At 62.6% G+C, this 11,565-nt stretch carries 14 protein-coding genes; 7 read left to right on the top strand and 7 right to left on the bottom strand.

All coding sequences use genetic code 11. The features are described 5' to 3' along the window. On the top strand, positions 1-438 hold a 438-nt coding region (locus M1B34_RS08190), incomplete at its 5' end, for a methyl-accepting chemotaxis protein (protein ID WP_268264829.1). Between the two features lie 22 nt (positions 439-460). Here the strand turns inward: M1B34_RS08190 and trhP are convergent. Beyond that, positions 461-1,861, bottom strand: a complete 1,401-nt coding sequence (trhP, locus tag M1B34_RS08185) for a prephenate-dependent tRNA uridine(34) hydroxylase TrhP (protein ID WP_268264828.1) — start codon at positions 1,859-1,861, stop codon at positions 461-463. A gap of 159 nt (positions 1,862-2,020) precedes the next feature. Here trhP and M1B34_RS08180 point away from each other — a divergent pair, with 159 nt between their 5' ends. Next, positions 2,021-3,082 (top strand): AI-2E family transporter, encoded by a 1,062-nt coding sequence (locus M1B34_RS08180; RefSeq protein ID WP_123335347.1) that lies wholly within the window; start codon positions 2,021-2,023, stop codon positions 3,080-3,082. On the opposite strand, the gene M1B34_RS08175 is transcribed toward M1B34_RS08180, so the two are convergent. From M1B34_RS08175 to M1B34_RS08165, 3 genes are all read right to left on the bottom strand, one after another. Then, positions 3,079-3,261 carry a hypothetical protein gene (locus tag M1B34_RS08175; protein WP_123335349.1) on the bottom strand — a complete coding sequence of 61 codons (183 nt, stop codon included), beginning with the start codon at positions 3,259-3,261 and terminating at the stop codon, positions 3,079-3,081. The two genes, M1B34_RS08180 and M1B34_RS08175, sit on opposite strands and share 4 nt — an antisense overlap. Before the next feature lie 110 nt (positions 3,262-3,371). Further along, complete coding sequence (locus tag M1B34_RS08170) at positions 3,372-3,566, bottom strand: hypothetical protein (RefSeq protein ID WP_123335351.1); 195 nt, start codon at positions 3,564-3,566, stop codon at positions 3,372-3,374. Positions 3,567-3,803: 237 nt separating this feature from the next. Further along, entirely contained in the window at positions 3,804-4,157 is a 354-nt protein-coding gene (locus tag M1B34_RS08165) for a hypothetical protein (RefSeq protein WP_123335353.1), read from the bottom strand. Positions 4,158-4,411: 254 nt separating this feature from the next. Here M1B34_RS08165 and M1B34_RS08160 point away from each other — a divergent pair, with 254 nt between their 5' ends. Further along, positions 4,412-5,233, top strand: coding sequence for a shikimate 5-dehydrogenase (locus M1B34_RS08160; RefSeq protein ID WP_268262473.1), 822 nt, complete (start codon positions 4,412-4,414; stop codon positions 5,231-5,233). Between the two features lie 57 nt (positions 5,234-5,290). Here the strand turns inward: M1B34_RS08160 and M1B34_RS08155 are convergent, their stop codons facing one another. Continuing rightward, entirely contained in the window at positions 5,291-5,941 is a 651-nt protein-coding gene (locus M1B34_RS08155) for a YceH family protein (protein ID WP_268262474.1), read from the bottom strand. Between the two features lie 129 nt (positions 5,942-6,070). On the opposite strand from M1B34_RS08155, the gene M1B34_RS08150 reads away from it, so the two are divergent. Then, positions 6,071-6,580, top strand: a complete 510-nt coding sequence (locus M1B34_RS08150) for a DUF1993 domain-containing protein (RefSeq protein WP_268264827.1) — start codon at positions 6,071-6,073, stop codon at positions 6,578-6,580. Positions 6,581-6,683: 103 nt separating this feature from the next. Here M1B34_RS08150 and sstT read toward each other — a convergent pair whose 3' ends face one another. Further along, positions 6,684-7,916, bottom strand: coding sequence for a serine/threonine transporter SstT (gene sstT / locus M1B34_RS08145; protein WP_268264826.1), 1,233 nt, complete (start codon positions 7,914-7,916; stop codon positions 6,684-6,686). A gap of 353 nt (positions 7,917-8,269) precedes the next feature. Between sstT and M1B34_RS08140 the strand changes: the two genes are divergently transcribed. Beyond that, positions 8,270-9,424 carry an MFS transporter gene (locus M1B34_RS08140; RefSeq protein ID WP_123335362.1) on the top strand — a complete coding sequence of 385 codons (1,155 nt, stop codon included), beginning with the start codon at positions 8,270-8,272 and terminating at the stop codon, positions 9,422-9,424. A gap of 4 nt (positions 9,425-9,428) precedes the next feature. On the opposite strand, the gene nhaR is transcribed toward M1B34_RS08140, so the two are convergent. Further along, complete coding sequence (gene nhaR / locus M1B34_RS08135) at positions 9,429-10,334, bottom strand: transcriptional activator NhaR (RefSeq protein ID WP_123335363.1); 906 nt, start codon at positions 10,332-10,334, stop codon at positions 9,429-9,431. 135 nt (positions 10,335-10,469) lie between these two features. Between nhaR and M1B34_RS08130 the strand changes: the two genes are divergently transcribed. Together M1B34_RS08130 and M1B34_RS08125 are read left to right on the top strand one after the other, a co-directional pair. After that, positions 10,470-10,721, top strand: coding sequence for a hypothetical protein (locus M1B34_RS08130; RefSeq protein WP_123335365.1), 252 nt, complete (start codon positions 10,470-10,472; stop codon positions 10,719-10,721). A 31-nt stretch (positions 10,722-10,752) separates the two neighbouring features. Then, positions 10,753-11,514: a TerC family protein gene (locus tag M1B34_RS08125; protein ID WP_123335367.1), complete on the top strand. Its 762-nt coding sequence runs from the start codon at positions 10,753-10,755 to the stop codon at positions 11,512-11,514. Positions 11,515-11,565: the final 51 nt, after the last annotated feature.

Below are 11,565 nucleotides of genomic sequence, written 5' to 3'. Positions count from 1 at the left end.
GCCCGGGCCGGGGAGGCCGGGCGCGGTTTTGCCGTGGTGGCCGACGAAGTACGGGCCCTGGCCAGCCGCACCCAGCAGAGCACCCAGGAAATCCAGGGCATGATCAATCGCCTGCAGCAGGGCACCCGGGTGGCGGTGGACGCCATGCGGCGCTCCAGCGATGCCGGCGATGGCACTTCGGTCCAGGCCAACGAAGCGGGGGCGTCCCTGGATGCCATGGCGCAGTTGATCGGCACCATCAACTCGATGAACGCGCAGATCGCCAGCGCCGCGGAAGAACAGACCGCCGTGGCTGAAGAGATCAACCGCAGCGTGCATCAGATCGCCGTGGCGGTGGACAGTGTGGCCGATGAAACCCAGCTCGGGGCCCAGACGTCCCGCAGCCTGGCCGACCTGGGCCAGCGCCTGGGCAAGCTGGTGGGGCAATTCCGCATCTGAACCCAGGCCTGCCGCGCGGTGGTCAGCCGCGCGGTGCGGGTGCCGCCTGGCGGGCGATCAGTTGCGGCTCGCAGGCCGGGTCGGGCTCTGCTGCAGGCCGTTGCGTCACATCGCGCATCAACAGGCCGAAGCGCAGGTCCACCTGATCGGGGATCGGCAAATACACGGTGTGCCCGTCCCCCGGCGCCACCTCGATGGCCTCGTCTTTGACGTTCTGCAACTCACTCAGGTCGAAATGGAAGTTGCCCTTGGGGGTCATCAGTTCCATGTGATCGCCCAGGGCAAAGCGATTCTTCACCTTGACCTCGGCCAGCCGCCCCCGGCGCTCGCCGGTCAACTCACCGACAAACTGCTGGCGCTCGGAGACTGAGCTGCCGTTCTGGTAGTTCTGGTATTCGTCGTGCACGTGGCGCCGCAGGAAGCCCTCGGTGTAGCCCCGTTGCGCCAAGGATTCGAGGTCGCTCATCAGGCTGCGATCGAACTCGCGGCCGGCTGCGGCGTCGTCGATGGCCCGGCGATAGACCTGAGTGGTGCGGGCGCAATAGAAGTGCGACTTGGTGCGGCCCTCGATTTTCAGCGAGTGCACGCCCATGGCGCTCAGGCGTGGCACGTGCTGCACCGCCCGCAGGTCCTTGGCGTTCATGATGTAGGTGCCGTGCTCATCCTCGAAGGCGGGCATGGCCTCGTCCGGGCGATTGGCCTCGCGCAGCAGGAACACCTGGTCGGTGGGCGTGCCCAGGCCCAGGGTCGGTTCGGGTTGATAGGTCTGGACGATTTCCCCGAGGGTGTTCTCGATGGCCGCCTCGGCCTGGTACTTCCAGCGGCAAGCGTTGGTGCAACTGCCCTGGTTGGCGTCGCGCTTGTTCATGTAGCCCGAAAGCAGGCAGCGCCCGGAGTAGGCCATGCACAGGGCGCCGTGGACGAACACTTCCAGTTCCATGTCCGGCACTTGCTGGCGGATTTCGTCGATTTCCTCCAGGGACAGCTCCCGGGACAGGATCACCCGGCTGATGCCCTGTTGCTGCCAGAACTCGACGCTGGCCCAGTTCACTGTGTTGGCCTGTACCGAGAGGTGGATCGGCATGGCCGGGAAGTGCCGGCGCACCAGCATGATCAGCCCCGGGTCGGACATGATCAGCGCGTCCGGGGCCATGGCGATGACCGGCTCCAGGTCCTTGAGGAAGGTTTTCAGCTTGGCGTTGTGTGGGGCGATGTTGACCACGACGTAGAAGCGCTTGCCCTGGGCCTGGGCTTCCTGGATGCCCAGGGCCAGGTTGGCGTGGTCGAATTCGTTGTTGCGCACCCGCAGGCTGTAGCGTGGCTGGCCGGCGTAAACCGCATCGGCGCCGTAGGCGAAGGCGTAGCGCATGTTTTTCAGGGTGCCGGCGGGGGCCAGCAGTTCGGGTTTGGCGAGGAGCGTCATGGGGCTGTCGGTCGCAAAAGGTCGCGAGGGTAAGGCAGGCGCTGGCGGGGTTTATTGATCTGGGTCTAAGGCTGCGCAAGAAACTACGGCACTCGGCGCGGGCGCCGAGGACTAACGCTCAGGACGCTGAACATCTGCGTTGACTGACATGGATTGGATATGAACCAACAGAACCTGCAACACAAAAGCCTGCTCGTCTTGCTGACGCTGGTGACGATCGCGTTTATCTGGATTCTCTTGCCGTTTTACGGTGCAGTGTTCTGGGCGGTGATCCTCGGGATTGTCTTTGCACCCTTGCAGCGTCGCCTGCAACTCAAGTTCGGCTGGCCGCGCAACCTCACCTCGTTGTGCACCCTGAGTTTGTGCCTGGTGATGGCGATTTTGCCGGTGATCATCACCAGCGCCTTGCTGGTGCAAGAGGGGGCGACGCTGTACCAGAACATTGAAAGCGGCAAGCTGGACATTGCCGCCTATGTGGCCCAGTTCAAGCACAGCCTGCCGCCGTATTTCCAGCACCTGCTGGATCGCTTTGGCATGGGCGAGCTGGAGGGGCTGCGGGAGAAAATCGTCAAGAGCGCCATGCAAGGCAGCCAGTTCTTTGCCAGCCAGGCCTTCAGTTTCGGCCAGGGCACCTTCGAGTTTGTGGTGAGCGTGTTCATCATGCTCTACCTGCTGTTTTTCCTGCTGCGCGATGGCCCGGAGCTGGCGCGCAAGATCCGCACGGCGGTGCCGTTGGCAGAGCATCAGAAGCGTCGCCTGCAGCTCAAATTCAACCGCGTGGTGCGGGCCACGGTGAAAGGCAACGTGCTGGTGGCCGTGACCCAGGGCGCCCTCGGCGGCTTGATTTTCTGGTTCCTGGACATCCCCAGCGCCTTGCTCTGGGCGGTGCTGATGGCGTTCCTGTCGCTATTACCGGCCGTGGGTGCGGGCATTGTCTGGGGCCCGGTGGCCGCGTACTTCCTGCTTAGCGGAGCGATCTGGCAAGGGGTGGTGCTGGGGCTGTTCGGGGTGTTCGTGATTGGCCTGGTGGACAACGTGTTGCGGCCGATCCTGGTGGGCAAGGACACCAAGATGCCGGACTACCTGATCCTGATCTCGACCCTGGGCGGCCTGGCGATATTCGGCCTCAACGGGTTCGTCATCGGGCCGTTGATTGCCGCATTGTTCATGTCGAGTTGGGCGCTGTTTGTGGAAACCCGGCCGCGGGTGCAGCTGCCTTAGGCGTGGGCGGCGAGCGTGGGCCACTGTTGTGACAGGGCCTGGGCAGCGGGCAGGGAGGCGAGGGGGCCGCTTACGGGCTCGCCGTCCTGCATCAGGTACCAGCAGGCCAGTACGCCGCGAGCCCTGAGGGATGCGGGAACCGCGCTGCCGATAACGGACATGATCTGAACTGTGGGCATAAGGACCTCCGATACGTGGTGGAGCTACCTTACAAAGCCCGCAGTGTTACGAAAAATCACCTGGCTCAATAGTGGTTATTGAAAATTGCTAACGGGCGTGGGGGCCGCCTTCAGTCCACCACCTGGTCGAGCATGTGCAGCACTTCCTGTTCGCTGAGCAGGCCCTTGCGCACCAGATTCTCGGCCAGCAGGGAAAGAAACTTGGCGTTGCGGTGGCCTTCCAGGTGCTTGAGTTCGGTCAGCGCGCCATAGACTTTGCTGGAGGTGCAGAGTCCGGCGATGCGGTGAGGGTTTTGCGTCGGCATAAAGGGCGTCCTTGTTGTTATGGGCCATTGGAACGACGGACAGGTCCGATCTTGCGGGCCTGCAATGACATCAATATGACCGTCCGATGGCTGAGGCCATCGAGGGACCGGTCGCCAATTGTCAGGCAAATACCGTTCCAGGCCTGGCCCTGGCGTGGACAGTCAAGACTTAAGGATGATGGCCAAATGCAACAAGCCCCGCTTGTGAGGGCGGGGCTTGTGGGTGTGATCAGCCTGTTACCAGCGCGGGCCACGGTCGTAATGACGTGGCGGACCGTAGTAACCCGGAGGCGGGCCGTAGTAGACCGGGGCGGGGCGGTAATACACCGGCGCCGATTCCACATACACCGGTTGTGGCTGGTAGTAGACCGGCGGTGGCGCGGCGTACACCGGCTGTGGCTGGACGTACACCGGTTGTTGCTGCACGTAGACCGGGCGTTCCTGGCCGGCGATCACCGAGCCCACCACGGCAGCACCGACAACAGCACCCAATACGGCGGGTCCGGCCCAGCCACCGCCGTGGGCAGACGCCTGGCCTGCGACAGCGAGTGCACCAATGAGCAAGGCTATCTTGGGGAGTTTGGAAATCATGAGCGTTCCTCGATTCAACCCCAGCGCTTGTTGCCTGCAGCAGGCTCAAGGACTGTCGTGGGGGATACTTCTAAGACAGTGGTTTTTTGAAAAACTGCGAAGCCGCAGGGTAAATATTGTGTAAGGTCTGTACCGGCTTCTTTACCCAGTTCCCTGGCGGGTAAAGCGCCCTTGACTACGGGTCATCATGATCAGGCAGAACCGGTCGGGCCGGTTAATCCGTCCATCCGAAAGTGCGGTGTAAGGAGATAACGATGCAAATGAACCCCAACAAAGACACTCAGTTGTGCATGTCCTTGTCAGGGCGTCCGGGGAACTTCGGTTTGCGCTTTCACAACCACCTGTATGAGCAGTTGGGGCTGAACTTCTATTACAAGGCGTTCAGCAGCCAGGATTTGCCTGGCGCCATCGGCGGGATTCGCGCCCTGGGCATTCGCGGCTGTGGCGTGTCGATGCCCTTCAAGGAGGCGAGCATTGAACTGGTGGACGAACTGGATGCATCGGCCCGGGCCATTGCGTCGATCAACACCATCGTCAACACCCAGGGCCACCTCAAGGCCTACAACACCGATTACATTGCCATCGCCCAATTGCTCAAGAGCCACGAGGTGCCGAAGGACTCGAGCTTTGTCTTGCGTGGCAGCGGCGGCATGGCCAAGGCCGTGGCCAGCGCCTTGCGTGATGGCGGCTACGCCAACGGCGTGATTGTGGCGCGTAACGAGGCGGCCGGGCGTGGCTTGGCCAATGCCCTGGGTTATGAGTGGCAGGCCGAGCTTGGGGATGTGCGCGCGCAGATGCTGATCAATGTCACGCCGATCGGCATGGCGGGTGGGGCTGAGGCTGAGCAGTTGGCCTTCTCCGCAGAGGCGATTGCCGCTGCCGATACGCTGTTCGACGTGGTTGCGGTGCCCCCTGAAACCCCGCTGATTCTGCGCGGCCGGGCTGAGGGCAAAAAGGTCATCACCGGCCTGGAAGTGATCGCCATCCAGGCCCTGGAGCAGTTTGTGCTTTACACCGGGGTGCGCCCCAGTGAGGAGCAGTTCCAGAACGCTGTGGCCTTCGCCCGGGCCGGGTAGGGCGCTGCGTCGGCGCAGCCAGCGGGTGTCGTACCCGTGGCTGCGCCCACTGAGGGTTCAGCCTTCGAGTTGCGCCAGGCGCTCTTCGAGGGCAGCAATCCGCGCTTCCAACTCTTCGATACGCTCCACCGAGACCGCGCCGCCAGTGCTGCGCTCCACCGGGTTGTGCCGGGCCGCGAGGATCGCCTCGATGTCCGCCGGGTCACCCAGGGCGTGGGTGTAGCGGTCTTCCCGCTGACCGGCCTGACGCGGGATCAGCAGCGCCAGGTCGCGGGCAATCAGGCGCTCGAGTTGGTGCACCACTTGTTCGGCGTCTTCGAAGTCATGCATGCGGCCGCTGCGGGTCAGCAATTCATTCACCGTCTGCGGGCCGCGCAGGAACAGCAGGCCGGTAAGGATCATCTGCGCCGGCACCAGCTCCAGGGCCTTGTCCAGCCGGTGTTCCCAGCGGTCGGCGCGGCTGCCCATGACCAGGCGGGTAAACCCTTGGCTTTCCAGGGCGCGCAGGCTTTGCCCGACCTGGCCCTGGGTCAGGTTCATCACGGGCTCGCGGCTGGTCTTCTGGTTGCAGGCCAGGACCAGGGCGTTGAGGGTCAGGGGATAGGTTTCCGGGCTGGTGGCCTGCTTTTCGATCAAGGCGCCGAGGATGCGGATCTCGGTGCTGTTGAGTCGCAGTGCTTCGCTGGAGGTGTCGTGCTCGCTGCTCATCGCGCTTTCCCTATGCTGTGGAAGGCGCCTAGCCTAATCCTTGCGGGATAAAAGACAAGCCGCGCGCTGCCTCGGGCTGGGGCTATAATCGCCCCTCGCTGTATTTCTGCCATCTATGTCGAGACTGTCATGACTATTTCCCTGTACGCCGCTTCCGTTCCTGTCTTCAAGCAAATGCTCAATGCCTTGAGCGACGTTCTGAACAAGGCCGAAGCCCACGCCACGGCGAAGAGCATCGACCCCAACGCTTTGCTGCAGGCCCGCCTGTTCCCGGACATGTTCCCGCTGGTGCGCCAGGTGCAGATCGCCGTGGACTTCGCCAAGGGCGTGTCGGCGCGCCTGGCTGAAGTCGAGTTGCCGAAATACGACGACAGCGAAACCACCTTCGCTGACTTGCAGGCGCTGATCGCCAAGGTCCTGGCCTTTATCGACGGCATCCAGCCGGAGCAGATCGATGGCAAGGAAGGCATCGAAATCGTTACCCGTCCGGGCACTCCTAAAGAGAAGCGCTTCACTGGCCAGAGCTACCTGTTGACCTACGGCCTGCCGCAGTTCTTCTTCCACGTCACCACCACCTACGCCCTGCTGCGCCACAACGGTGTGGAAGTGGGCAAGCGCGACTACATGGGCGCGTTCTAAACCGCCGGGCCAATGCGTCACCCTGTTCGGTGGCGCTGGCAGCCGGCAATAAAAAGCCCGGCAAGGTGCGAGCCTTGCCGGGCTTTTTTGTGCGCGGTGATGGTCAGGCCGGTTGCTGGCCTTGCTCATCCTGGGCCAGGCAGGCCGCGGCGGTGAACAGCACGTCAGTGGAGGAGTTGAGGGCGGTTTCTGCCGAGTCTTGCAGCACGCCGATGATGAAGCCCACGGCCACTACTTGCATGGCGATCTCGCTGGGGATGCCGAACAGGCTGCATGCCAGGGGGATCAGCAGCAGCGAACCGCCGGCCACGCCCGACGCACCACAGGCGCAGATGGCCGCGACCACGCTGAGCAGCACTGCGGTAGGCAGGTCGACGGCGATGCCCAGGGTGTGCACGGCGGCCAGGGTCAGCACGGTGATGGTGATCGCCGCGCCGGCCATGTTGATGGTCGCGCCCAGAGGGATGGATACCGAGTAGGTGTCTTCATGCAGCCCCAGGCGCTTGCTCAGTTCCAGGTTGACTGGAATGTTGGCCGCCGAACTGCGGGTGAAGAACGCGGTGATGCCGCTTTCCCGCAGGCAGGTCAGTACCAGGGGGAAGGGGTTGCGGCGAATTTTCCAGAACACGATGGCCGGGTTGATCACCAGGGCCACAAACAGCATGCAGCCGATCAGCACGGCCAGCAGGTGCAGGTAGCCGATCAGGGCGTCAAAGCCGGAGGTGGCAAGGGTCGAAGCCACCAGGCCGAAGATCCCCAGCGGGGCGAAGCGGATGACCACGCGAACGATCAGGGTCACGCCGTTGGACAGGTCGCCGAGCACGGTGCGGGTGGTTTCCCCGGCGTGACGAATGGCCACGCCCAGGCCGATGGCCCAGGCCAGCACGCCGATGAAATTGGCATTCATCAAGGCGCTGATGGGGTTTTCCACCACGCTTAGCAGCAGGCTTTGCAGCACCTCGGCGATACCACCGGGGGCGCTGACGCTGATGTCCTGGGTCGACAGCACCAGGGTGGACGGGAACAGGCTGCTGGCGATCACTGCCACCACGGCCGCGGCAAAGGTGCCCAGCAGGTAGAGGAACAGGATCGGGCGGATATGGGTTTCCTGGCCGTGCTTGTGGTTGGCGATGGACGCCATGACCAGCACGAACACCAGGATCGGCGCGACGGCCTTGAGCGCCGAGACAAACACTTTGCCAATAAAGGTGGTGGACTTGGCCAGCTCGGGGGCCAGCAGCGCCAGGGCGATGCCGGCGATCAGGCCGATGACGATCTGCGTGACCAGGCTGGTGCGTTTGAGTGTTTGCAGGAGCGAAGGGGGCGAAGCAGTCATAGCGGTATCTCTGATTTTTTTAATTGGCAGTGGTGTGATGCGCGTGGGCAGCGACAAACGGGGCAAGCTGCTGAACGGACGCGGACCTTTGCAATGACACGGGTGACCGTGGAGCCCCAGGCCCATTGAGGGTGAGGATCTACCGTCCTTTGGACGTTTTACGGGCCGCGGACTTTATCACAGCCTTTGGCCAACCCCTGCGGATGTGACGATCTGCCACTCTTTCCGACGGCCCTGGGCGGTCTTGGCGTGTCCCTGGGCGGACACACTCTGTTAAGATTGCCCATCCTTTTTTCCTGCCCTATCAGCGAGCCCTCGGGCTGTCGCTGATGTCGTCGTTTCTGGAGTTATTGATGCTGTTGCCCATTCTGCTGTTGTCGGCCGCGGGTTTTACCGTGCTGACCACGGAATTCATTATTGTCGGCCTGCTGCCGGCGATTGCCCGAGACTTGGCGGTGAGCGTGCCCCAGGCCGGTTTGCTGGTGACCCTGTTCGCCTTCACCGTGGCTGCGTTCGGCCCGTTCCTGACGGCCTATTTCGCCCGTTTCCCGCGCAAGCAGCTGTTTATCTGCGTGCTGATCATGTTCGGCCTGGCCAATACCCTGGCGGCGTTGGCGCCGAATATCTGGGTCATGGCCGTGGCCCGGTTGATTCCGGCCCTGGGTCTGCCCGTGTTCTGGGCCCTGGCCAGCGAGACGGCGGTGGACATCGTCGGCCCTGACTACGCGGGGCGGGCAATTGCCAAGATCGGTTTTGGCATTGTCTGCGCCACAGTGTTCGGCATTCCGGTGGGTACGCTGATTTCCGACGCCTTCGGTTGGCGTAGTGCCTTCGGCATCCTGGCCGTGGTGGCTTTTGCCAAGGCGCTGCTGCTGTGGGTTTACCTGCCGCGTACACCGGTGCATCACCAGCACAGCAGCCTGCTTCAGCAGTTCCGGATCCTGCGCAGCCCGTTGATGCAGGGGCATGTGCTGTTGTCGATCCTAGTGTTCAGCGGCATGTTCACCGTCTACACCTACCTGGCGGACATCCTCGAACGCCTGGCCGGTTTCGACGGCACGCTGGTGGGCTGGTGCCTGATGGGCTTTGGCGCGGTAGGCCTGCTGGGCAATTCATTGGGCGGTCGGGCGGTGGATCGCCACCCGCTGCTGGCGTCGATGGGCTTCTGTGCCTTGATGATCGGCGGCATGGTGGCCCTGGTGCCGAGCATTCATTCGACTCTGGGCCTGGCCGCTGCCATGGGCATTTGGGGCGTGACCCAGGCGGCGCTGTTTCTGGTTAGCCATGTGCGTTTGATCAAGGCCGCGCCTGAGGCGCCGGCCTTTGCCGCCTCGCTGAACATTGCCGGGGCCAACCTGGGCATCGGCCTGGGGGCCATGGTCGGCGGCCGGGTCATCGACACCCTGGGGCTGGGCAGCCTGGGTTTTGCCGCAGCGGGTTTCATCCTGCTGTCGATCCTCCTGGCCTGGGGCCTGATGGGCGCCAAGCCCCGCGCCCTCTGCGCTTGAGGCCCTAGCTGTTGAGGGGCGTGAACAGCTCCCGGCGCGCGCCTTCGGTGATGGCGACGATGCCGGGGTGCTTGACCTTGCGCTCCACCGAGATGGCATAAAACGATTCGGCCACGGCGTCGGTCTGGCCGATCAGCTCCACGGCGTATTGGCGTTTGATTTCATCGGCGATCACGCTGGGCGCGATAAAGATCCCGCTGCCGGATTGGCCAAAGGCCTGCATCAGTGCGCTGTCGTCGAACTCGCCGATGATCCGCGGCTGGATCTGCTGTTCGGCGAACCAGCGCAGCAGGCGGCTGCGGACCACGGTTTCCTGCCCGGGAATCAGCATGGGCGCGCCGTGCAGGCCCTTGGGGAAGTCCGCGCCGTATTGTTCGGCCAGGCGCTGGGTGGCGAAAAAGCTGATACCGCATTCGCCGAGCTTCTGGCTGTAGCCCTTGATGTCCAGGTGCGACGGCATCGGGCTGTCGGATATCACCAGGTCCAGGCGCTGGATGGCCAGGTCGGCGAGCAGGCGTTCGAGCTTGTCTTCGCGGCAGGTGATGCGGATCGGTTCGCTCAATTCCATGGTCGGTGCGATCAGGCGGTAGACGATGGACTTGGGCACCACGTCGGCGACCCCGACCCGGAACGGGATCTGCTGTTCATTGGGTTGGGCACGAAGCAGGGCTTCCAACTCGCCTCCCAGCTGAAACATCTGCTCGGCATAGGGCAGGATCTGACGTCCAGACTCGCTGAGTTCCAGTTGCCGTCCCACTCGACGAAACAATTCGATGCCGTAGGTCTGCTCCAGCAGGGTGATCTGGCCGCTGATGGTCTGGGGCGTCAGGTTCAGCTGTTCGCAGGCGCGCACGATGCTGCCGGTCTTCGCCACCACCCAGAAATAATGCAACTGGCGGTAATTGAGCATGGGGCTTAATCACTTCGTAAAAACCGAAGTATAACTGCTAAAAATACGAATTTTCCTGAAGTATCGCGCTCCTTAGAATGCCTCGCTATCGATGGGCCCCCGGTTGGGCCCATGCGTTCTATCGAGGGTACTACCATGACACGCAAATCCATGGCCGCGGCATCGCTGCTGGCTCTGTCCCTGCTGGCCCTGGCGGGCTGTGACCAGGCTGAGAAAAGCGCTCAGCAGTTGATGGGCAAGGCTGCCGAGACCGCCAAGCAGGCCATTGACGACACGCACAAGGCTGCTGAACAGGCCCTCGCCGATGCCACCGAAGACTTGATTGGCAAGCCCGAAAAACCGGCAGATGATGGCGAGAAAAAAGCGCCGGCGTCCCAGGAAATCTAATCTTTCGTTCAAACAGACTCAGGATTGACCCATGGAATACCTCTTACAGCTCGCCGCCAGCCCCACCGCCTGGGTCGCCTTGGCCACCCTGGTGGTGATGGAAATCGTGCTTGGCATCGATAACCTGATCTTTATTTCGATCCTTACCAACAAGCTGCCCGAGCAACACCGGGCCAAGGCGCGGCGGATCGGTATCGGCATGGCCTTGATTCTGCGTCTGGCATTGCTTAGCACCATTGCCTTTATCGTCCAGTTGACTGAGCCGGTGATCGACGTCTTCGGCCAGAGCTTCTCCTGGAAAGACATGATCCTGATTGCCGGTGGCCTGTTCCTGGTGTGGAAGGCGACGACCGAAATCCATCACAGCATGTCCCCAGAGCCCGAGGAAAAGGACACGGCGAGCAACGGTGTGAGCATCGGTTTTGCGGCGGCGATTGTGCAGATCCTGATGCTGGACATGGTGTTTTCCATCGACAGCATCATCACGGCAGTGGGCATGACCGAGCACTTGCCAATCATGATCATCGCGGTGGTAGCGTCGGTGCTGGTGATGTTGCTGGCGGCTGAACCCCTGGCCAAGTTCATCAACGACAACCCGACTGTGGTGATGCTTGCCCTGGGCTTCCTGATCATGATCGGTATGACCCTGATCGCTGAAGGCTTTGGTGCCCATGTACCGAAAGGTTACGTGTATGCGGCGATGGCTTTCTCGGCAGCGATCGAGACCCTGAACATCCTGGCGCGACGTGTTCGCCAAAAGCGTCAGGCGGTGGAGACTCAAGCCAAGGCTTAAGTCGCGCTCACGACAAACGGCCGTCTGCACTCGAAAGAGTCAGATGGCGTT

It is taken from the genome of Pseudomonas morbosilactucae (assembly GCF_023241715.1).
Classification (GTDB): Bacteria; Pseudomonadota; Gammaproteobacteria; order Pseudomonadales; family Pseudomonadaceae; genus Aquipseudomonas; species Aquipseudomonas morbosilactucae.
The sequence above is the reverse complement of the archived record's forward strand: the minus strand, read 5'-3'. Positions and strand labels throughout refer to the sequence as shown.